Origin of the sequence: Flammeovirga sp. SubArs3 (assembly GCF_947387565.1) — a bacterium.
GTDB lineage: Bacteria > Bacteroidota > Bacteroidia > Cytophagales > Flammeovirgaceae > Flammeovirga > Flammeovirga agarivorans.
In genome coordinates this window covers 79,453-102,410 of sequence record NZ_CANDOA010000010.1, presented here as the reverse complement: position 1 = coordinate 102,410, position 22,958 = coordinate 79,453, and the positions used below count along the sequence as shown (strand labels likewise).

The window sequence follows — 22,958 nt, the reverse complement described above, 5'->3', positions numbered from 1 at the left end:
TTACAGCAATGAATTAATTGTCAAAGAAATAATATTTTTCAGAATGATTTATATTTAATTCCATGATCAAGTTTTTAGAAATTTATCTAGTGATACAAAACCGATTTCTACTCAAAGAATTTTCTATTTTCTATCATTCAGAACTCAGATAAATAGAATTAACTCTATGAATATCTGATCAATACATATTCATTTCAACCTCATTAACATAAAAAACTGATATAAGTCACCCTTTATTGATGAAAACCATTAGCTTTGTTATCACAAATCATCTCATGGCTTTCACAATAATCACATACTGTTAATTTTAAATGGATTACGAGATTATTAACAATGACGATCATATTTTATTAACGATAAAAGGGGAACCGGATATTTTAATACTCAATAAAGCATTGCAAGAGTCATTATCATTGGTTCAGACGTTGTCTACTCCCATTTTATTTATCAATGGTCATCAGTTAAACAAAAATTTTAAGGTGTTTGAAAAGCATCATTTAATCTCACAACTAGATGAAATAGGTTTTAGTAAAGACACTAACTTTTTTATCATGTCTGACATGAGTAAAGAAGAAAAAACACTAGTTGAAACATTTGGATCAAACAGATCGTGGAAGATTAAGGTGTTTAAGTATCTAGATCAAGTAGAAACGATCATCAAAAGAACAAAAACACCGGTTATTTAAGTTGAATTTACACACCAACGAATATATATAAAGAAATACCCCCTTCTTATTTTAAGATGGGGGTTATTTATTTACTGACCACAGATTCTTTCAACTTCTTTTAATAGTAATGGTAATGCTGGGTAAACCATTCCATGATCATAACCATCCAATTCTAAAAGCCTTGTTTCTTTATGTCCTGCGACCTTCATCATTCTATACATATAGGCGTTTTCCTCATATCTACCTAATAACTCTAATTCTCTATCGCCAGTGATCATTAATAATGGTGGTGCATCTGGTCTCACATGGTATAATGGGGCTAAATGATCAATTATAGGTTGCTCGCCTTCTATTCCTCTTTCCTTCCTTACAGTAAAATGTGTGATACAATGACCACTAAATGGGACCAAGCCCGCGATATCATTAGCATCAATATCATGTTTTTGTAGATAAGATTTATCTAACCCTACCATGCTTGCTAAGTATCCTCCAGCAGAATGACCTGATATAATGATCTTAGAAGCATCTCCTCCAAAGTCTTCTATATTTTTGAACACCCAAGCTACAGCAGCGGCTGCATCATCAATATATTTTGGAGCCTTAACCTTTGGATAAAGTCGATAGTTTACACCAATAACAGCTACTCCTTGTTCTTTTAAAGTCTCAGGAATTTCTTTATGATACGATGTAAGACCTCCTCCATGAAACCAAACAATAGTGGGATAGTCCTGAATATTTGTTGGGTAATAAACATCCAATACACACCTCTCTTTGATATAATCATCTCCTCCTCTTACCTCTTCGGAGTAATATGGAATATTGTTTTTTTGTGAATATTTGATCGTTTTTACTTGGCTAAACGATACAAATGAAATTAGGAAAAACAGGGGTAATAATATATGCTTTTTCATTTTGCTTTAAGATGAAAATGGCGATCTAAAAAAGATCGCCAAATTTTATAAACTCATATAATAACGAATTGACTTCTCAATATCCGCCCATTCGATAAATTGATCATATGTACAATCACCAATTTTTGTTAGTAAGGAATGACTTAACTTTTTGCCAGTATTCTTCTTATCCTGTAATAAGTAAGCATACAAATGCTCTAAATCACTTTCCTTTAATTCAACCTTACCATAAACAGATAAGATATATTCTTGAATTTTTACTAACTCTTCTTTTGATAAACCTGTAAATTGAGTAGATAAATAAGCCTCTGCAATCATACCTACAGCTATTGCTTCACCATGCAGAAGTTTTCTTCCTGGAATATCTAAAAGGTAAGATTCTATTGCATGGCCAACTGTATGACCATAATTCAATATTTTCCTTAATCCCTTTTCAGTAGGATCAGAAGTAACTACTTTATCTTTAATTCCTATTGAATGAGGAATAATCATAGCTAAATCTTGATCACTTAATGGCATTGATGATACTGTCTCCCAATGTCCTGCATCAGCTATTAAACAGTGTTTGATTACTTCAGCAAAACCCGATCTCAATTCATTCGCTGGAAGAGTTTTAATAAACTCAGGATAAATCAGAACATTATCTGGTACTCTAAATACGCCGATATGGTTTTTCAATTTACCAAAGTCAATACCGAGTTTACCTCCAACAGAAGCATCAACTTGAGAAAGTAATGTTGTCGGCATTTGCCAGAAGTCAATTCCTCTTTTGTAGGTAGAAGCACAAAAACCTCCCATATCTCCAATTACACCACCACCTAAGTCAAGTACTGCCGCTTTACGGTCAAAACCTGCATTGGTTAGCTCCTGCCAGATATGTTGACAAGTATCTAGAGTTTTGTTTTCCTCTCCACTTACTACCTCAATTAAAATATGAGATGGTAGAAAGTCTTGAACAAGAGGGTAACAATCTCTTTTTGTATTTTCATCAACAATTACTGCTAGATTAGTATATGACGCTAACCCTTCAAAAGTTGATGAATCAATTTTATCTAAAAATGTTACTTTATTGATGCTCATAGCAAACAGTTCATCATCAAAAAAATAATACTATCAGCAAAGTAATAGTATTGAAAATTTCTATAAGAAAAAGGCGGTAATATCCTTAAGATATAACCGCCTTTGTATATAGCTATAAAAAAGCTTACGCCTTTTCAGTGTTAACTACTGCAGTTTGAAGACGGATAGACTCGTCATGAACTAGTTTGAATACTTGCTCCATGAAAGTTTTGCTCAAACCTAACTTCTCAGCTTGCTCAGGACGGTTTTGGAAGATATCGATCCAACGACCTGCTTGGAATACTGTTAAGTTGTTATCACGCTTGTAGTCACCGATTTCGTTAACTACTTTCATTCTTTGAGATAAAACTTCAAGAAGTTCGTTATCTAAACGATCAATTTTAGAACGTAAAGTTTCTAATTGAGAGTTTACTTCTTCAGCATCAGTTGTGCTTTTCTTGATTTTCACTTCGTTCAAGATCTCAGCTAAACGCTTTGGAGTAACTTGTTGTGAAGCATCAGACCAAGCATTATCTGGATCTCTATGTGTTTCGATCATTAGACCGTCAAAGTCTAAGTCGATTGCTTTTTGAGATACTGGGTAGATAAGGTCTCTTGTACCACCGATATGAGATGGGTCACAAATTAATGGTAAGTTAGGAAGCTCTGTTTTTAAAGCGATAGCTAATTTCCACATAGGTACATTTCTATACTGAGTTTTCTCAAATGATGAGAAACCACGGTGGATACCAGCGATCTGACGAACACCTGCACCATAAATACGCTCAATTGCACCTTTCCATAATGCTACATCTGGGTTGATAGGGTTCTTGATCATAACAGGAACATCCTTCACGCCTTTCAATGCATCAGCAATTTCTTGAATAGTAAATGGGTTTACAGTACTACGAGCACCGATCCAAAGAACATCAACACCATACTTAAGAGCTAACTCAACATGTTGAGCATTTGCTACCTCAGTTGTGATTGGCATGTTCAATTCTTTCTTAACATTAGCAAACCACTTTAAACCTTCTTCACCAATACCCTCGAATGAACCTGGTCTAGTACGTGGTTTCCAAATACCAGCACGAAGCATAGTAATGTCAATCTCTTTTGTAATCTGACGACAAGTTTCCATTAACTGGTCTTCAGATTCTGCGCTACATGGCCCAGCAATGGCAATGGGACCCCCATTTTTCACTACTGACCAACTTTCTAATGGTTGTATATCTTTCATCTCTGATTATTTTCTAGATAGTATTGAATTATGCAAAATTACAAAAAATTAAAATAAAACAACGCCTTATTAAAATAATTACAGAAATTAACATACATTTTTGATTATTGACAATAAAAAACAAATTATTGAATGAATTTCGTATTAACTATCAGTTAAAATGGTGTTACTTTGTATGTTTTTGAATTGGAAACGAAGTAAATAAACAGCATACTTGTAAACGGAAGTAGACAATTTACGTTTATAATCATATTGATTATTTACTTTTACGATTAAATCAACATTATCATTATACGTGGGACAAGAAACAAAACATTCACAGTTCTTAGAAGACCAAAATGTTATTCCAGACATCTCTAAAATTGCAGTAATTGGAGGAGGTAGCTGGGCCACTGCATTAGTGAAAATCTTGTCAGATGGAGGAAAAACCAAGTTACATTGGTGGATTAGAAATCAGGATGATATTAACCATATCAGACAGTACAATTCCAATCCTAGATATTTACCATCAGCCAAGATCTCTCCGGAACATGTGATCCCTTTCAGTAATATAAAAGATGCTATCAGAGAAGCGAATTGCATCCTTCTAGCTGTCCCTGCAGCCTTTGTTCTTGATGCTATAAAAGATCTAACTCCAAAAGATTTTGAAAATAAATTTGTTATCTCTGCCATTAAGGGACTAATACCAGAGAAACATATTCTAGTTACTGAACACATCGAAAAGAATTTTAGTGTACACCATAAGCGTGTTGCGGTTATTGGCGGTCCCTGTCATGCAGAGGAAGTAGCCATGGAAAAGCAGGCTTATTTAACTATTGCTTCTGGAAGCAAAAGGTTCGGAAAAGAACTTTCTGAAGCCATGCAAAACCGTTACATTAAAACGACATCGATTAGAGATATTTATGGTGTAGAATACTCTGCTGTAATGAAAAATATCGTTGCTATTTCATGTGGTATCGCCCATGGATTAGGCTATGGAGACAACTTTCAAGCAGTTTTAGTATCTAATGCAATGCAAGAAGTACAGTACTTTTTGAAGGCAGCTTACCATATTAAAAGAAACTTATTAGGAACAGCATATTTAGGAGATATGCTTGTGACCTCTTATTCTCAATTTAGTAGAAACAGGACTTTTGGTAATATGATTGGCCATGGGTATTCTGTTAAAGCAGCACAACTTGAAATGCAGATGGTTGCTGAGGGTTATTATGCTGTAAAGAGTATCTATGAAATTGCAAAAAGGTTAGATATTGAAAATGACCTACCAATCACAAGAGCCGTTTATAACATTCTATATGAGAGAATTTCACCAATTGTGGAGTTCAGAATTTTGAAAGATCAACTTAACTAACTAATTTTCGTACAAATAACTATACTTACTATCACTTATTTAGAAATCAAGATTTACATAAACATAAATGATAAAAGGTAGTTTCAGCTACCTTTTATTTTATCTTTTTTATACCAATTTAAACACACAATTATTTAAAACACATGCTAATCTCAGAGAAACATCACACTACTGATGTGGATTTTCTGCCTATCAATGGTACAGATCACATCGAGTTCTATGTGGGTAATGCTAAGCAAGCTGCCTACTTCTATCAAACAGCATTTGGCTTTAAACTTGTCGCTTATGCTGGACCTGAGACAGGAATCCGAGACCGTGCTAGCTATGTTCTACAACAAGATAAACTTCGTTTTGTCTTCACCACATCACTAGAATCTAAATCTGTCATCGCCAACCATGTACACAAACATGGAGATGGAGTTAAAGTACTTGCTCTTTGGGTAGACGATGCTCGTCAGTCTTACGAAGAGACAATCAAAAGAGGTGCTGCAAGTGTTCAAGCTCCATATACTCAAAAAGATGAGAATGGAGAAGTCATTATGGCAAGTATCAGAACCTACGGTGATACTATTCACACATTTGTAGAAAGAAAAAACTACACTGGAGCATTCCTTCCTAATTTCGTAGCCAAAGAACCTTTAATGGACATCACTCCGATTGGTCTAAAGTATGTTGACCACTGTGTTGGAAACGTTGAATTAGGAGAAATGAACAAGTGGGTTCAATTCTATGAAGATGTCATGGGCTTTAAGCTTCTGTTAACTTTTGATGATAATGATATTTCTACAGACTATACTGCACTCATGTCAAAAGTGGTATCCAATGGTAATGGATATGTTAAATTCCCCATCAATGAACCAGCAGATGGCAAGAGAAAGTCTCAGATTGAAGAGTATTTAGAGTTCTATAATGGTGCAGGTGTACAACATATTGCAGTTGCTACAGATGACATTTGCCATACAGTAAGTGAGCTTAGAAAAAGAGGAATCGAGTTCTTGTATGTCCCTGATAATTATTATGAGGACCTAAAAGACCGAGTGGGTGATATTGATGAAGAAATTGAAAAACTAAAGGAACTCAATATTCTTGTAGATAGAGATGAAGAAGGATACTTACTTCAAATCTTCACAAAACCTGTTGAGGATAGACCTACTTTATTCTTTGAGATCATACAAAGAAAAGGAGCTAAATCATTCGGTAAAGGTAACTTCAAAGCGCTGTTTGAAGCTATCGAAAGAGAGCAAGCTTTAAGAGGTAATCTGTAAAAGAATTATTGACCAATATAAAAAGCCTGGATCTTAGATTTATCTCTAATGATTCAGGCTTTCTTTGTTTATAAAGAATATTTTATTGCGTCAGTGAATACTTAAATTGAACACCAACAGCTGTAGATGTTCTTCGATATGCATTAGACACCTTTGGATCATTGATTGTTCTATCAAAATAGAACTGAAGATTTGCTCTATCATTTAATAGATAATTGATGGTTGGTCTCAATGCAAAGTTCATATTACCTGCCGTCACAACATTCTCCTCATCCATTCTATATTGCGTTGTCTGATTATCTCTGATTGAAAGTGCCAATCTAAATGTGATATCATTTTTAAGTACCGTTGTTCTACCTTTCGATCTAAATGGCAGCTTCATACCAGAAGCTGTGTAGCCAATATCAATTGTAAAATCATTGTTTAGTTGCTCTGTTACCTGAGCGTTCGATAAGTTCAATGATAACATACGTCCTTTATTATAATCAAACTTAATCTGTAAGTCATTCATCAACTTCACATTGATACCAATTAATGGACCGAAACGCTCTTCGATATTCACTTGGTTAATGACATAAACAGGAACAAGATTACCTTCTGCGTCTGTTCTAGCAGCAGGCTGATCATTGATATCCTTATCTGGGCCAATTTCTGTAGCTCCATATAGTAAAGAAGAGTTATAGTTACCAATTGTATACGTAGATTGATATGCATGTGAAATGGTAATCGACTTAAAAGTATCTTTTAATCCCTTCATTTTAGACAATCCTGTGTATCTCACATCCCAATTTGGAATTGGGAAAGAAGATGGGAATGATGATAAATTTACATTATCAGCACTTTGCCCAGTGTATGCAGCGATAAATGCCGGAATTAATACATCTTGATCATTCTCTCCATATTGTGTAGTAGGATTAGTAGAATTTAATCTATCCTGAACCACTTCTCTGTTGTCTACAAAATTATCAAAGTTGGCAGATTCATTATCACCATTTGGTTTTGCAAAAGCAGTAGGTAGCGAGAAGAAACTGATACCAAATGAACCTGTTCTAGTTGGTGACAATGAGTTATATGTACCAATAGCACCATCAAACCTAAACACCTCAGAATATGCTTCTGTCTTTGATGAAGTACTAGTCAGGGTAATTTTAAAATCCTTAAAAGGTTCTATGTTCGCTCTAACTCTATACTCCTCTCTTTTCTGTTGCACAAACTGATTATTCAAATATTCAGATGGTGCTAACCAACCACTTTCAGCGGCTTCAAAACGAATATTAGGGTCTTGACTACCTAATATAAATGGCGCTCCAGGTGCATTGTATTTACTATCAAAACCAAAATATTCTGCAGTTGGCATATAACCAGGAAGAGTCGTACTGTTGTTCTCAGAGTATGTCATATCAATATCTTTTAGCATGGTAGCTAAACGGATACCAGTATCTCCTACTTTTTCACCAAAACCTTTTTGAGGTTCGTCTCCTCTTTCTTTCAATTTTGTATTTACTGCTAGTAACTCTTCTTCAGTGTCTTTTATCTCAACAGCTAAAGCATCTAACTTTTTATTTTTCTTAGGATTTTCTTTTGCTAATTGAGCATTAAGAGTATCCATTTGAACATTATAAATCTGGATTTTTTCTTCTAAACTAGCATAGTCCTTGTCCTTAGATTTATATTTTTCAATCTTCTCACGAAGTTTTGTGACTTTACCTTCAATCTTTTCTTTTTCCTTGTTGACTCTATCCTTATCGGCGTTTCTCAATTTAGATTGCTCCGTTCTAAGCTTTTTCAACTTATCTTTCAGCTTCACTTTTTGATACGCAAGTCGAGTATTATCTTTTTTCTGATTTCTACTTTGTCCTCTTCTCGATCTTGATCTACTTCTTGATGTTGTACCGTTTTCAAGATGATTTACATAACCAAATTTCTTGTAGATAGTATTAAAATCAAGTTTTGAGTTTAATGATATTTGCTGATTATTTGAGATTGTATTACCTAAAGTATCTGCAATTCCCAATGTTCCTGCTGTCCATGTTGTCCCTGCCACATATCTCGCATTTGCTCCAACAAAGTCTAAGCCTGGAATTTTATTAATAGGAATATTATAAGTACCTGAGATTTGTTGATCAAACAATTTCATACGACCAAAATTCTTCAGGTTCGTTAAAATTGAATCTTTAGCGACATCAGTATCAATACTTCCTTCAGGTTCATCGACCAAAGCATTCGCTGTTGCTGCGTAATCAATTTTTAAACTCTTAGCTAAATTCCACCCTAGGTTGTATCCACGGTTAAATAAGAAACTTTTTTCGTAAGTAGGCAGAATACCTTCTGTTGTAAACTCGCCGTTAGAATCTAAGGTTCTTAATTGAGTATATCTGTATTGTCTGTCCAAATCGGCTCTCACAGAATAAGAACTAGGAATTGGTAAGATATTAAAGTCCGTGACTAAAGCAGCCCAATCAGAATTGCTATCTGAATTCTTAAATGGTTCCCAAGCTTTTAGTGGTAATTGATAAGTATAAGCGGCCCCTAATTTCCATTGTTTAAAATCTTTTGCTTGTGTATTCTTATCCCTCATTGTTCTATCAGAATAAGATCCACTCAAACTTAAGTTTTCAATATCCCATGGATAGCTTTTAGCCTCTGGATTCATCTTGATTTTGGTCAAGTTGGATACATTGATACTCCTCGCCTCCTCAAGATACTTCACCTGTTCTTCGTAGTAACTACCTCTTACTTCTCCAGAAACAGATAAAGGAACATCGGCGTCTAATGGGTCAAAATATGGATTTGATCCTTTCCGGTCGTAACTCATATAGATAGGTACCGATAGACCAATTTTATTTAACCATATTTTCTCTAGGTTAATATTAGCCGAAACACCAAATTCCAAGTTGTCTTCCATTTGACGGTCTCCAATTTTATCTTGAATACCACCAAAACCTACAGTACTATACCTTGTATTGGCTTTCACATTCATGAAATCCGCTAATGTTGCATCAACCGAAGCATTGGCAGCCCAAGCAGAGAACGTTGAATATTCTGTTGCTCTCAATTCATTCGCCCAAATACAAACATCATGTTTTGCTGCATCTTCAGACAATGGGTTTCTTACACCGATCATTGCAGTTTGTACAGAACTCATATCAGGGTTACCCACCACTCGAACTTTATATTGTCGAAGATTAGCAGTAGTAAGGTTCGCCGGATAAGGAACAGTTCGATCTGCACCTTCAGAATTACGTTTTATCTTAATATTATAAAGCTCTTCTAAAGCTACATCGATTTCGTTTTCCCTAGGCCAAATGGCATTCTGAGTAGTAGAATACCTAGGAGTGATATAGAGTGGTACTTCAATTTCATAGTAGTTATCGGTAAGGTCAGTACCCACTCTTAAAAATGCCGTTAATTCTTCATCTTTCGCAGATTCTGATTGAGCATGGAGCTCCATCCTGATCCGTTTATAGTTGACAAGACTGAGACTAAAGTTTTTATATACAGCTACGCCTTCGTCATCCATTAAATCTTCAACACAAACTTGTATAGATTGTTCATTGATTCTTCTAGTAACCGTTGAAGTAGCATCATAATCTCTTTCGAATCCTGGAGGTAATACATATGGTATTTTACCACTCTCATCCGTCACACCATTTTGTTCAATATTTACAGATGAAATATTTACAGTTGCTGTTGATGGTGCAAGATCTTCATTTTCAATATTCTCTGCATATTGACGCCACTGTGCACCAACTAATTGGAAGTTCAATAATCTTAATACGACTGGTTGCTCCCAATCCGTCATAAATAAACGGATAAACTTCACTGACTTGAAATTATCAATACTACCTACTTTAGTGTAGTTACTATCATCTCTAATTGGAATTCTCACTTGATACCAAGTCACTAGCTCTCTTGTTTCAGGAGCTTCTGAAGTCACTCTATCTACAACATATTTGCTATTTTCTAATTGACCAGGACGTAAATCCAATTCATACTCGAAATAAGCATTAAGTTCATTTAGAGTATTATCTCCATTCAAGTCTTCGTTGTTTGGATAGCTTGAGTTGGATGGTGTATAATTACTACCACCAGAATTCTCTGGAGAGTTTCGTTCAGTTCCATTAAACCTCTTGTAACGCTCTAACACTTTTAGGTCTTGAGCATCTGCATTATCACCTAAGTAATATTGGAAGTCATCTCCTGATGGATCTGAAAGAATTTGATTTAAAGCTTCTGGTGATAAGATATTAGGTAAACGATCTATGAAATAAGTTTTAAAGAACTCTGCTTCTTCTTCACTTGTCAAACCATCATAACCAATATCCTGTGCATCTCTAGGAACGGCTGTACTGAATACATTATTTACGAACTGTGTAGTTGGAGAATAACCCCAAACAGATTGATTCAATAACGATTTATTAGTCGTCATGCCGTTCTCGAAGAAATGTCTTCCATCTGGCACAACATCCTCAGAAACACTACCTAAGTCAATAAAAACTTTACCACCAGTCGTGTTATTCTGTCCTTCTATTTCTGCATTTTGACCTGTAATAAATGGATCCATCATCCAGAATTCGATATACTGAACATTCAAGTTATCGAAATCTACATCTGTTGTAATTGCTTTTGTGATTGCTCCAAAATTTTGTTTCGGGTCCCTAAGTGAACCATCAGCATTTAGGTCAGTATTGTAGTTATATGGTCCTCTTTCTGTTGGATAATAAGCTAAATCAAATGTCACCTCATTGGTATTGATTTGATTCGCTTGACGGTTTTTATATACTTCATTATATGGAATCAAACGAACATAATGATTTTCCATATCTTGATCCGATATATTGGCAGGTCTACTTGTTGAACCTGAAGTATAATAGAATACATTATCAATATTATACCATGCTAATAATGCTCTTCTATGATTATAGGCCAATGAATCCTCAGGAGTAGTTGGAGGTGCCACTCCCCACCCTTGCTGATCTAATATATATTGAGGAGTACTACCATGAGCCCATGAAATAGGATTAAGTCCAAGATCATATGGTACTTCTGCTCCCTCAAAATCATCAATATAACCCGTTCCATCAGTACCAATCAACTTGGGTGTACCCGGAATTAGTTGAGCAAATTCGCCTTTAAATGAGAACGTCGATTTTTCTTGAGTATCTAAGCCTGGAATGGCATCAACTAGTTTAGTTAGGAACCTAGACTCAGTTGTATAATCCATTGTTAAACCCCACATGGTGTTTTTTACAGGCTCACTACCAACGTTTACTCTGGAGATTAGAGGTTTTTCTGACAGGTGCATCAATGTACCTGAGATAATAAAATCTTCACTAAAGTGGTATTCTAAATCAACTCCAGCCAAAGTCTTTGTTTGGAAGTTGAAAAGGTCTGCTCTTTCATAAGTAATTCGGATATCTTTACCTGAGTTAAGTACACCTTCATCCAAAATGGTAACTCTACCAAATTGATAATCCACCGTATATTGTACTCCTTCTGTTAGGGTTACACCACCAGAAGTAATATTTACCGAATTTTCTGCGATATTAATCCCAGGTAATAAAATTTCGTTTGATGAACCACCTTTATAACTACCTTTTAAGAAGTATTTATTTTGTTTAGTATTTAATACTGCGTCTGCTTGCGTCTTTTGATAAAGATCAAAGAACACATATTTTTCGACTAAATTCGTTTCGCTAGGCTCAAAGTCATTTTCTAACGTTGTTCCGAAAGGTTCAAGAACTGGGAATATAATCCTACCATTTCGTGAATCAATAGTTACTCCTTCAATGTAGTCAAAGTTACCATCCTTCTGTAATTCTAGGTTCATGTTCAAACGATCAAGACCTGTTACTTCGATTAACGGAACATTGGCTAAATTCTGACCTTCTTGTATACTTGGGTTATCTACACCTGTCGCATCATCCCTATAGATAATTCTAAACTGAAAATCTTCTTTTTGAATTGAATTTGCCTGAAGGGAATAAATGTTTTTCATCATTAAGTCCCACATTGGTAATGAAGTATTGATTGTCGAAGGACTCAATAACTTCATAAACATCACTTCATCTTGTGATAAGTTTGGTAGGTCTTCATTCAATTCACCCACTTTATAAGTAGCCCCATTGTAAGTATATTCAAAGGCTACAGCTAAGATCTCATCATTTCTTAAAGGTGTATTCAATGAGATATATCCCAATTGTTGGTTATAGGTGAATTCTGTTGGAGTTAGTTCTCTTGCTGAACGTAAAATCTCAAATTCAGCACCATTTTCCATTCCTAATCCCTCTAACTGTCCTTTTATAGCATCTGAATTTCTATTTAAATTCTTTACTGAACTATAAAGTGTGTTGGCATTATTATCCGCTACTGGGTTTGTGTTTGTTCCCCATGATGGATTGTAAGGATTTGCTTCACCCAAATCCATCAAACCTACTAAGTTTCTTTGTGTTTGCGTATCATTTGAACGGTTAGTCACATACACCTTCATACGCGTTACCACTACTCCTGAAATAACGTTGGGTGTTTGTTTTAATGATTCTTCGTATTTATCTCTAAAGAAATGACCTATAAAAAAATGTCGGTTATTATCATAAGTGTCTGCTCTAAATTCAAACTCTCTATTCTGCCCTCCATTCTTAATTGTAATGGTTTCTTGTGATCCTCGCTGTGAAGAGAAAACACTACTCACATATAAGTTTCCAAACCTTAGTTTACTATATACACCAAACAGGTTCTGAGCACCTGTGATTAATGAGTTTCGTACATTAAAACTTACATTACCTACTTGAATATCTTGAATGATATCATAATCGTAAGCAGTGTAAGCCATATTATACTGCTGATCGAACTGGAAAGTACTTTTCGTATCAAAATTGGATGATAGTTCTAGTTTATCTCCTACCTTACCTACCATTCCAAGACCAACTTGTTGATCAAAATTAAATCCTCCGTTTCTTTGTTGTGTTACTGGTACTTGTGGGTTATCAACTCTTTGAAAAAGTAGACCAAAATCGAGCATTGCACTACCATTCAATTGAAAGTCAAGTGTACTACCTCCAAATAGAAAGTCTGCCACTCTACCTAACTCAATTTCTGGAATAAGTCGCCCCCCATCTTGTCCTGGCAAAGCATCTCCACCATCTTGTTGCACTGAAAGCGTCTTATAATACCCTTCCATATGTTTTTTAAAGAGGTAATCTCTATATGCATCATAAGGGATATAAGAAGGTTCTCTGTAATCAAGATTACCGTTTAATGTCTCCTTTATATCATAAGATGCTCCGGAGCTATCAATAGAAATTTCCGTTGAGACTCCAGGTGTTGTACCTAATAATGGAGTACTGTATTGAGGTGAAGACACAGGGTCCCCGACCCTATCTTTTTCATAGGGTTTAGAAGGCTTGAACCTAGTAGTATCCTGATCTTCTTTCATTTCCTCCTGAGGTAGATCCTGCTGGAAATACATCGGAGTTGCATTACTCTTGGTGGCTCCCACAAAAACAGGGAACATAAAAAATAGAGTAAGCACAGATAGTAAAACTGCGTTATTTAAGCGAAACAAAATGGAGTTGAAGATTTAATGTAACAGTTAGCACTTTAAAAATGTGCAAAAAAAGTAATAGTAGTACTTATAGGCTAATTTTGTTTTAATGCCAATTTAATCAATTTCTCAACACTCAAGTCTGCCCCATTTTTCTTGATTACTAGTTTTATAGACTTTTGTGCTGCTGCTCGAGTAAAACCTAATGCTACTAAAGCATCCATTGCTTCATCCACTTTTGCAGTATCTGCTGCAGGAGCTGTAGATGATTGCATAAGCTCTCCCGTATACTGCAATTTAGAAATTTTATCTCTTAATTCAATAACTACTCTTTGAGCTGTTTTTGCACCGATACCTTTAACACTCTGAATCGTCTTTACATCTTCCTGCATAATGGCAGAACAAATCTCTCCCATTGATAGTGAAGATAAAAAAGCCAGACCAGTTGAGGGGCCAATACCAGAGATGCTAATTAGTAATAAAAATATGCTTCTATCATTCTCTGAAGCAAAACCATACAATTGCTGAACATCTTCTTTTACATACAAATATGTATAAAGCGTCACTTGATCTCCCTCATTATAAAGGCTATATGCATTCAAAGGCCATTTGATTTCATAACCAACCCCTTGAACATCGATCACAGCAAATGTGGGAAGTTTTTTAACTAACTTCCCACTGATATAATAATACATAAATTTCTTTTAATTTAAATCTTTGAAAGTCTTTAGTTCAGCTTCCATTTCTCTCATCAGTTCCCTTTTATCCATACCTGGAGCAAAGACAAACCCCTCTGCATAATATAAGTTTGCACCTGAGTTATCCGGAAATAAATAGCCTACAAATGGTCCACCCATAGACAGGTTATTAGTTTTCCAAAGCCCTCTGATTTCCATGGCCTGTTTTCCATTTATTTTGGTGGATCTCACTTCAGGAGCAATTTTATCTTCTGTTAATACAAAAGAATTTTGATTACTTGGATCCCCATATAAATATTGTTTAGCTAACTTATCTCGTAGATTCAATACATAATCTGGATCAAATTGTTTTTCGTCAGTATATGGAAATTTCACAAAGAAAATATTGTTATCGAATGACAATTCAGGATGACGCAACCATAAGAAATCTTTATCCGATTGAGCAACTTTGAAACCTGGCATAGTATGAATACTCACCTTATAATTTTCTTTCAAATAACGCTCTGTATTTCTATCATATTCTTTTTGAAGTGTTTTCTGTAGCCTTTTTGTTTCAACCTCATGGAAAGGCTCTCCTAAATAATATTGCTTGCTTGGATTTGCTAAAATCTCTCGCATTGTTGCTTCATCTTTTGCAAAAAACAACATCACTGTTTGATCTTTAGCCCATACATCCTGCTTAATAAAGAAGTATTTATCTTCCTCTTTTAATAAACTCTTAATAACTCCTTCTCCAAAAAATGAGTTTACCACTTTCGATTCTCTATTTTTTTTATCGAATGTTGTTACAATCAACACATTTCTAGCTTGGCGAAGAATATTATTAAAACCAGATGGTTGAACTTGAGTAACAGTAAATGAAGGTTCATTTTGAGGCAAGATCCCTCTTGTTTTACCTAAAACGGTTTCATAAAGTAATTGCCCTACACTCCCTTTCTTATTCCATTGATTGGAGTCAATAACTAATACCATCTCTCCGGGTTTACCCTTGGAACTTGGCAAAAATGACTTTTCTAAATTTGAGCTTGCACCTTGATTATCCTGACAAGAAAATAATAATCCAGATGACAGGAAACCCATCAATACTAATATTGTTACTCTAAGTTGTTTCATTATTTATTTAGCTACTAAAGTGATATTTTTTGAATAAATGATAATGCTCTTAATTCAGCATAAGTAAAATCTGAATTTACAATAGAAAACCCAACATGTCCACCTTTCTTAGGGATCTCTAGTGAAATATAGTCACTTTGTGATGCAAATTCCACCGGATAGCTTTCTTTTGTGAGAAAAGGATCATTTTTAGCATTCAAAATCAGTACTGGGTGTTGTATATTGTGTATCCTTCTTTGCACACTTGCTTGGTGATAAAACTCCGCCGCATTTTCAAACCCATGTAATGGTGCAGTATAGGCTTCATCAAAATCTCTCAAAGTTTTGAAAGATTCATCCAACAAAGGAGTAGTATCTATACCCCTCATAATTTTTGATTTGGCAATAACTTTAGCTTTAAGCTTCTTAAAAAACTTCTGATTATATATCCTTTTTGTTCTTTTTTCTAATTCATCACTACTTGGTTGTAGCTCTATGGGTGTTGAAATGGCCACACCTCCCACTATATTTTCCTTATTAAACTCTGGAGTTCCTAAAGCATTCATTAGAATAGCTCCGCCCATACTAAAACCTACAAAAGCAATTTTCTTATACCCTTTCTTTCTTGCTTCTTCAACTACAACGTCAAAATCTATCACATCTCCATGATGATAAAACCTTGGCAATCGATTTAATTCTCCACTACATGATCTGCAATTCCAGGCCAATGCATCCCAACCTTTCTCATTAAAAATCTTTGCAATTCCCTTACAATAATGGCGATCTGCTCCGCCTTCAAGACCATGAGAAATAATCACTACCCTTTCAGAGTCATTATCTGTAATAGACCAATCTAAATCCAAAAAGTCTCCATCTTTCAATTCAACTCTTTGCCTTTGATAATTAACATCTTCGATTTTTCGTTTTGCAGAGGGTACAATAGTTTGTAAGTGACCATTAAATTGAAAAAATGGTACTTTTAATTTTGAAGGCTTTACAATGGGCATTTTTTAAATTGTTGTCGTACGTATTCGAATAAGAATTGTCCTTTCATCAGTATTTACCTTTAGGTACTGTTGTTGGACTCCCTTTTCTGTCATTTTCACTTTTACAGGGAAAGATAACACCTCTCCTTTCTTTATAGTCTTCGGCAACTGAACACTTTCTACTTCAAAACCTTTACAGGTGACATTCTGAATAAATAAAGATTTATCTCCAACATTAGTAATATAAATTGGAATGGTTGATACCTCATCTATTTCGCCTTTTATATTGAAATGATACCCTGAGAAAATGGGAACAGCCTTAACATGCTCTTTCCAATCCACCAGATAATCTTGAGTAGAAGGTGTCGGATGATTTGATACTATTTCACCTTGAATTGAAAGTGTATATTGGGCAATTTTAGCATCAGTTTGAATTATAATATTTCGATAGAATGGCGTTTCTCCTAATAACGGTTTAAAAGTTACGGATATACTCCCTTCTTCTTGAACTCCTACTTGTTTTTTTGTCCAAGATGCCGATGAACAACCACAGTCAGTATCAATTTTGATTAATTCAACAGGATCCGTACCGATGTTCTTAAATGGAACTGTAATCGTATACGTTGTATTGGCATCCACTTTACCCAATTGTATTGTTTGATTCGAAAACTGCAAAACAGCATTTTGTCCAAAAACTGCAGTTGAACCAATCAACCAAAATAGAAAAAGAGTAAATGGATTAATAAAATATTTTTCTTTCAATCCCTTTTTTCTTTCTGAGAATACCACGAATAATCTTATTTACGTCAGCATTATCTTTGTAAGATTTAATAGCTTTCTTTAATTCAGAAGGTGAATATTCCTTCTTATTTTTTACAAAACCAAAACCTCTATAGATACCTTTTTCAATCTGAACAATAGCTTTTTCCTGTTCGTCACGACCTTTATCCAGAATAAACATATTTGGAACACCGTAACCAAAACGTTCAGCCGCTACCATTGCTCTTTTATTATAACTTTCTACTGCTTCTTCATCACAACAAGCACCTTTACATGTTTTCAGATGATACCTAAAACATGCTGCTTTACTATGATCTACTCCACATAATTTAGGGCATAATTCGTTCTTATCTATCATTCTATCAAGAATTCTATCTGCTTCTTTTCTTGAGAATGTAGTAGTCACTGGATAATCACCTTCAGACAAAGGAGCTATTTTAAAATTGATATATCCTTTCTCATCAAATAACTTATATATCCCAAAATATTGTTTCGTTCGCCTTTGCGCTCGGTTAAACCTAGGTTGATATTTTTTGATTTCGTCAGATTCTAGAAGTAATGCAACCAACTCACTACCAGTCAACGTAGTCTTTACATCACGTACCATATCCGCCATTCTAACCGCTCTTGGAGTTGTTTTATTAGAAAGGTGCTGGAGTATTCTTTTTCTTATATTCTTGCTTTTCCCAACATAAATCAACTCCTCTTCTTTGTTATATAAATAATAGACACCCGTCTCATCAGGAAGGTTATCAATAATATCTTTAGACAATTGATAGTGTCTTTTACTACTATACACATCATAAACCGTCATTTCTTCGATGGTTTGTAATGCATTTTCTTGTTCTAGTAGAAGTTGAAATAGTTTTGCCGTTGCTTCAGTATCACCAATTGCTCGATGCCTTTTATTGTGAGGAATTCCTATTTCATCACACAATTTCCCTAAGCTATAAGATTGCTTTCCAGGCAATAGCACCCTAGATAGTTCTACAGTACAGATAGAATTTCTTCTGTATTTATAGCCTAATTCTTTAAACTCATCCTTAACAAAATTGTAATCAAAATCAGCATTATGAGCAACAAAAAGGCAATCTTTTGTTACTTCAACCACTTGTTTTGCTATTTCGAAAAATTTAGGAGCATCTTTAACCATATTGTTTTTGATACCCGTAAGTTTCGAAATAAACGGTGGTATACTCATTTCGGGGTTAACGAATGATTCAAATCGATTTATTTCTACGCCATCTTCTAAAATGATAATGGCAATTTCTATTATTCTCCCTCCTTGGGCTACTGACCCACCTGTTGTTTCAAGGTCTATAACGGCGTATTTCATAAGTAAACAAAACTACAAAAAAAAAGCATTCAGATTAGAATGCTTTTCTTTAATAATTTCCTATATATCTTACTTTTTTAATTTAAGGCTTGCATAGACAGGAAAATGATCAGAAACTTGACCAAAATCTAACAATACTTTCCAATCTTCTAATTCAAAATGTTCTGTTGAATAGAAAATAAAGTCAAGTTGCTCATAAGGCTTATCAGTTGGGTAGGTTAATGTACCTTCCTTTTTTAAACCTTCTTTTGAGCACATAGCTCCTATTTTCTCATTATCATAAAGTTCTAATATACCTGCATTTTCGTAAGAAGGATCCGAATTAAAGTCTCCCACCATAATGACAGGCATTTTTTCAGCTTCTCTCAAGAACCAATCTTTCAAAAACCTTATTTGCTTTACTCTAGTATCTTGATTAAATGCCTCTGTATGGGCATTAAAAACCATCACTTCTTGATCACCAACTTTAATTTTCACTCTCTCTACTAATCTGTCCAAATACATTGCAGAATAATAGTAAGGATGTGATTGTACTTTTGACAAAACTACCCTTTCGTAATCTTCAATTGGATAATTGGTCATGATTGCCTGACCACTTAACATTTTACCAAAGTGTACAGTCGGTGGAAAATATGGAAATGGAACATATGTTTTATCCCAATTAATTGATCTACAACCATTTTCGTATTGTAACTCATTACCGATTACATCAAATTGATTAACATAATACGATCTATTCCCTCCATAATCTATTTCTTGCAATGCTAATATATCAGCAGGATATTTTTTTAAGCTTTGTAAGACACTTTTCATGTTCCCAGCATAAAACTCTTCTGTTGGTCTAACAGATGTATTATTTGTCATACCAGATAAATACCCAATATTATAACTAATAACACTGATTGTAGAATCTGAAGGCTTTACATGGTTTGCATTATCAAAGGATTTAATTTGTGCATAATCTTTTTCATCCATTGTTGGAGACTTCGCCCAAAAGAAAAAAATTAATGATGAAACAATGATGAATATAAGAATGTACAACACGCTTTTAATTATTTTTTTCATACAATAAAAGTGGCTTGCTTATTAGATTATTTAAGTGGAAATATGAATTTCAAAAATAATTTCCATAAAAAATGATTTTTTTACAATAGTATTGGTAAAAAGTCAAATAAAGAAATTAATTTGGGTAGAAGTATACTCAATAGCATTCTGATTCTTAAAATTCGTACCTATATTATCACTACACTATTGTCCTATACTCTATTTTTTAAAACTATTATTTATTTCAGCAATGTCTGATAAGATCAACATCATTTTTGTTTGTTTAGGAAATATTTGTCGTTCACCACTAGCTGATGGTCTAATGCACCATATAGTTCAAGAAAAAGGATTGTCCGACTACTTTAATATTGATTCTGCAGGAACATATGCAGGTCATGCAGGCGAAAGAGCAGATAGCAGAATGCGACAAACTGCCAATTCTCACGGTGTTGAATTATTATCCAGAGCGCGACAATTTACTACAGAAGATTTCGACATATTTAATCATATTGTAGTAATGGATGACAGTAACTATCAAAATGTTATTAGACTTGCAAAAAGTGATGAAGAAAAAGAAAAGGTTTTCAAACTAAGAAGTTATGATAATAATAAGTCTAACTCTGATGTCGACGACCCTTATTATGGAGGTATCGAAGGATTTGAAAATTGTTATCAAGTAGTTTTAGAAAGTGTCAACAATCTTTTAGAGAATTTAATTAACAATTACAACCTTCCCCAACTTAACAAGTAAAATGTTATTCAAGAATAATACACTATTTACTACTCTACTTTTATTGTTTTGCTTTACCCTAATTTGTCATAATGAATCATCAGCACAATCTAAATTTGTCGTTGTCATTGATCCTGGACATGGAGGGAAAGACCCTGGCAAACCAAGAGGAAGTAAGCACCATAAACATGAAAAAGATCTTAATCTAATCATTGCTCAACGATTAGGGTTAATGATTAGATCATCAATGCCTGATGTACAGATTTACTATACAAGAACCTCAGATACTTATGTAAGTCTTGAGGATAGGGTAGAATTTGCAGAAGTTGCTAATGCTGATTACTTCATTAGTATTCACAGCAACAGTAATCCTAATAAATGGATCGTTGGTGCTAAAGCACATGTTGATACTAATGCTGACCAAGTAAGTGTGGCATTGGCCAATAAAATATTAAATAGCATTGAGCGTAATACCTTATTACAATCTAGAGGTATTATGAATAAAGCAGATAGAGGCTACAATTTGTTTGTATTAAAAAATACGACTATGCCTTCTGTACTTATTGAATGTGGTTTCTTATCTAATCCCTACGAAAGACAATACTTAAACTCTGTCAATGGTCAGAAACAAGTAGCAAATGCTATTTACAAAGGCTTTAAAGAGTTCCATGAAAAGAAGAATGTTCAGCAAGGGATGTATAGTATTCAGATATTAGCTACTAATCGAAAAGTTCCTGCTACCAATGATAAATTTCAAGTTCTTTCAAGAGCTGGATTAATCATCAAAGAGCATAAAATTGTAAGAAATAATAAACCTATTTATAAATATACGGTAGGTACGGTAGTCTCACCAAGTGCAGCACAAAACCTTAAATTAAAGGTACGAAGGATGGGATTTCAAGATGCATTCGTTGTGAATAGCGTCAATTAATACCAATAAAAATATTAAAAGGAGAAAGAAATTTCTCCTTTTTTATTTGCAGAATATCCAAGTTTAAGATATAATTGCGGTACACATTATTAAACTGTCTAAACAATGTCACAAAAAACAACTACATATTCCCAGTATGTTTTGGTTGGTCAATTCTTTGACACATCCCAATTGTTGGCATTCTCATAATCTTATTTTAGACATACTTCCATCTTCTCTTGATATACAATTCTCTCATTTTTGGGATTGAATCGTTGTACCCTATATTCTATTATCAAGAGGCTATCATATAACATAATCATTTTAAAATGGATATTAAACTACTTACTGTCCGCTCTGAAATCGCTGCAGGGACGAGAGGAGCAGGTATGGGTATTGATGCCCTAATTGTTGCTAGTCTAGATCAGAAATCTACATTTTTTAGAGACCATCAAGTACAAAACATTGATGATGTAAATAACATCCTTTTCACCAATAACAACTTTCCATCAGCAAAGCATATCGATGGAGTGTTAACGATGTTGAGAAGAGTTTGTAATGCTACAGCTTCAACTCTTGAAAAAAATATTACTCCAATTGTATTAGCTGGCGATCACTCAACAGCTGCAGGAACAATCTCTGGGATAAAAAAAGCACACCCGAATAAAAGGTTAGGTGTGATATGGATCGATGCCCATGCAGACTTCCATTCTCCTTTTACTACTCCTTCTGGCAACATGCATGGTATGCCGTTAGCTATGGTTTCACATATAGACAATAAAGAAGAAGCTGTCAATACACCTTCAGATGAAACACTAGAGCTTTGGGAGGATATTAAGAAAGTAGGAACAGAAGACAAAAAAATTGACCCTACTGATGTTGTATTTATTGGCGTAAGAGACACTGAACAACCAGAAAACTCTATTCTAAATAGACATAATATCACAAACATTACGGTAAAAGAAGTGAGAGAGCTAGGAGCTTTAAACACGGCTCAAAAAGCACTTGATCAATTATCAGGATGTGATATGATATACATCTCTTTTGATGTAGACAGCATGGACCCGTCTATCTCTAAAGGTACAGGTACACCTGTTGCCAATGGGTTATCTGTAGAAGAAGCAAGGATCATAAATACTACACTAGTAAAGGATCCAAAAGTAGTTTGTTGGGAAATGGTAGAAGTTAATCCAACATTAGATCAAAATAATATTATGGCTAATAATGCATTCAACATCTTAACAGACACTGTTGATTCCATTAAAACTAGCCACACAGAACTCGCATAATACCGCACTTATATACACATATACTAACCATTTTATAAACAGAAGAGGCTTTCCAC

Annotated in this window: 16 protein-coding genes; 6 read left to right on the top strand and 10 right to left on the bottom strand. The window is 34.5% G+C overall.

Going from position 1 to position 22,958, the window contains the following annotated elements:
• Window positions 1-311 precede the first annotated feature (311 nt).
• Complete coding sequence (locus QL232_RS22535) at window positions 312-686, top strand: hypothetical protein (RefSeq protein ID WP_281615856.1); 375 nt, start codon at window positions 312-314, stop codon at window positions 684-686.
• Window positions 687-757: 71 nt separating this feature from the next.
• On the opposite strand, the gene QL232_RS22530 is transcribed toward QL232_RS22535, so the two are convergent.
• The 3 genes from QL232_RS22530 to QL232_RS22520 all read right to left on the bottom strand — a co-directional run bounded on the left by QL232_RS22530 (window position 758) and on the right by QL232_RS22520 (window position 3,878).
• A complete protein-coding gene (locus tag QL232_RS22530) occupies window positions 758-1,579 on the bottom strand; it encodes an alpha/beta hydrolase (protein ID WP_281615855.1) in 822 nt (273 codons plus the stop codon).
• A 45-nt stretch (window positions 1,580-1,624) separates the two neighbouring features.
• Window positions 1,625-2,659, bottom strand: coding sequence for a 3-dehydroquinate synthase (gene aroB, locus QL232_RS22525; RefSeq protein ID WP_281615854.1), 1,035 nt, complete (start codon window positions 2,657-2,659; stop codon window positions 1,625-1,627).
• A gap of 124 nt (window positions 2,660-2,783) precedes the next feature.
• Window positions 2,784-3,878, bottom strand: a complete 1,095-nt coding sequence (locus QL232_RS22520; RefSeq protein WP_281615853.1) for a chorismate mutase — start codon at window positions 3,876-3,878, stop codon at window positions 2,784-2,786.
• Window positions 3,879-4,173: 295 nt separating this feature from the next.
• Here QL232_RS22520 and QL232_RS22515 point away from each other — a divergent pair, with 295 nt between their 5' ends.
• Both QL232_RS22515 and hppD read left to right on the top strand, forming a co-directional pair.
• On the top strand, window positions 4,174-5,229 hold the full coding sequence (locus QL232_RS22515) for an NAD(P)H-dependent glycerol-3-phosphate dehydrogenase (RefSeq protein ID WP_281615852.1): 1,056 nt from the start codon (window positions 4,174-4,176) through the stop codon (window positions 5,227-5,229).
• 143 nt (window positions 5,230-5,372) lie between these two features.
• Window positions 5,373-6,494, top strand: a complete 1,122-nt coding sequence (gene hppD, locus QL232_RS22510) for a 4-hydroxyphenylpyruvate dioxygenase (RefSeq protein WP_168881325.1) — start codon at window positions 5,373-5,375, stop codon at window positions 6,492-6,494.
• 82 nt (window positions 6,495-6,576) lie between these two features.
• On the opposite strand, the gene sprA is transcribed toward hppD, so the two are convergent.
• From sprA to QL232_RS22475, 7 genes are all read right to left on the bottom strand, one after another.
• Window positions 6,577-14,025 (bottom strand): cell surface protein SprA, encoded by a 7,449-nt coding sequence (sprA, locus tag QL232_RS22505; protein WP_281615851.1) that lies wholly within the window; start codon window positions 14,023-14,025, stop codon window positions 6,577-6,579.
• 107 nt (window positions 14,026-14,132) lie between these two features.
• Window positions 14,133-14,732 carry a Holliday junction branch migration protein RuvA gene (ruvA, locus tag QL232_RS22500; RefSeq protein ID WP_168881327.1) on the bottom strand — a complete coding sequence of 200 codons (600 nt, stop codon included), beginning with the start codon at window positions 14,730-14,732 and terminating at the stop codon, window positions 14,133-14,135.
• A gap of 9 nt (window positions 14,733-14,741) precedes the next feature.
• Window positions 14,742-15,848: a DUF4837 family protein gene (locus QL232_RS22495; protein WP_281615850.1), complete on the bottom strand. Its 1,107-nt coding sequence runs from the start codon at window positions 15,846-15,848 to the stop codon at window positions 14,742-14,744.
• A 14-nt stretch (window positions 15,849-15,862) separates the two neighbouring features.
• A complete protein-coding gene (locus QL232_RS22490; RefSeq protein ID WP_281615849.1) occupies window positions 15,863-16,834 on the bottom strand; it encodes an alpha/beta fold hydrolase in 972 nt (323 codons plus the stop codon).
• Between the two features lie 3 nt (window positions 16,835-16,837).
• Window positions 16,838-17,575, bottom strand: coding sequence for a DUF1573 domain-containing protein (locus QL232_RS22485; RefSeq protein ID WP_281615848.1), 738 nt, complete (start codon window positions 17,573-17,575; stop codon window positions 16,838-16,840).
• On the bottom strand, window positions 17,553-18,929 hold the full coding sequence (locus QL232_RS22480) for an exonuclease domain-containing protein (RefSeq protein WP_281615847.1): 1,377 nt from the start codon (window positions 18,927-18,929) through the stop codon (window positions 17,553-17,555). The genes QL232_RS22485 and QL232_RS22480 overlap by 23 nt, the downstream gene beginning before the upstream one ends.
• 69 nt (window positions 18,930-18,998) lie before the next feature.
• On the bottom strand, window positions 18,999-19,994 hold the full coding sequence (locus tag QL232_RS22475; protein WP_281615846.1) for an endonuclease/exonuclease/phosphatase family protein: 996 nt from the start codon (window positions 19,992-19,994) through the stop codon (window positions 18,999-19,001).
• Window positions 19,995-20,223: 229 nt separating this feature from the next.
• Between QL232_RS22475 and QL232_RS22470 the strand changes: the two genes are divergently transcribed.
• The 3 genes from QL232_RS22470 to rocF all read left to right on the top strand — a co-directional run bounded on the left by QL232_RS22470 (window position 20,224) and on the right by rocF (window position 22,902).
• Window positions 20,224-20,724: a low molecular weight protein-tyrosine-phosphatase gene (locus QL232_RS22470; RefSeq protein ID WP_281615845.1), complete on the top strand. Its 501-nt coding sequence runs from the start codon at window positions 20,224-20,226 to the stop codon at window positions 20,722-20,724.
• Between the two features lies 1 nt (window position 20,725).
• Entirely contained in the window at window positions 20,726-21,634 is a 909-nt protein-coding gene (locus QL232_RS22465) for an N-acetylmuramoyl-L-alanine amidase (RefSeq protein WP_168881334.1), read from the top strand.
• Between the two features lie 308 nt (window positions 21,635-21,942).
• Window positions 21,943-22,902, top strand: a complete 960-nt coding sequence (rocF, locus tag QL232_RS22460) for an arginase (protein WP_281615844.1) — start codon at window positions 21,943-21,945, stop codon at window positions 22,900-22,902.
• Window positions 22,903-22,958 lie beyond the last annotated feature (56 nt).

Excerpts from the sequence above, each read along its gene's own strand:
- QL232_RS22535 (WP_281615856.1), top strand. The coding sequence starts at position 312 with ATGGATTACGAGATTATTAACAATGACGATCATATTTTATTAACGATA.
- QL232_RS22530 (WP_281615855.1), bottom strand. The coding sequence starts at position 1,579 with ATGAAAAAGCATATATTATTACCCCTGTTTTTCCTAATTTCATTTGTA.
- aroB (WP_281615854.1), bottom strand. The coding sequence starts at position 2,659 with ATGAGCATCAATAAAGTAACATTTTTAGATAAAATTGATTCATCAACT.
- QL232_RS22520 (WP_281615853.1), bottom strand. The coding sequence starts at position 3,878 with ATGAAAGATATACAACCATTAGAAAGTTGGTCAGTAGTGAAAAATGGG.
- hppD (WP_168881325.1), top strand. The coding sequence starts at position 5,373 with ATGCTAATCTCAGAGAAACATCACACTACTGATGTGGATTTTCTGCCT.
- ruvA (WP_168881327.1), bottom strand. The coding sequence starts at position 14,732 with ATGTATTATTATATCAGTGGGAAGTTAGTTAAAAAACTTCCCACATTT.
- QL232_RS22495 (WP_281615850.1), bottom strand. The coding sequence starts at position 15,848 with ATGAAACAACTTAGAGTAACAATATTAGTATTGATGGGTTTCCTGTCA.
- QL232_RS22490 (WP_281615849.1), bottom strand. The coding sequence starts at position 16,834 with ATGCCCATTGTAAAGCCTTCAAAATTAAAAGTACCATTTTTTCAATTT.
- QL232_RS22480 (WP_281615847.1), bottom strand. The coding sequence starts at position 18,929 with ATGAAATACGCCGTTATAGACCTTGAAACAACAGGTGGGTCAGTAGCC.
- QL232_RS22475 (WP_281615846.1), bottom strand. The coding sequence starts at position 19,994 with ATGAAAAAAATAATTAAAAGCGTGTTGTACATTCTTATATTCATCATT.
- QL232_RS22470 (WP_281615845.1), top strand. The coding sequence starts at position 20,224 with ATGTCTGATAAGATCAACATCATTTTTGTTTGTTTAGGAAATATTTGT.
- QL232_RS22465 (WP_168881334.1), top strand. The coding sequence starts at position 20,726 with ATGTTATTCAAGAATAATACACTATTTACTACTCTACTTTTATTGTTT.
- rocF (WP_281615844.1), top strand. The coding sequence starts at position 21,943 with ATGGATATTAAACTACTTACTGTCCGCTCTGAAATCGCTGCAGGGACG.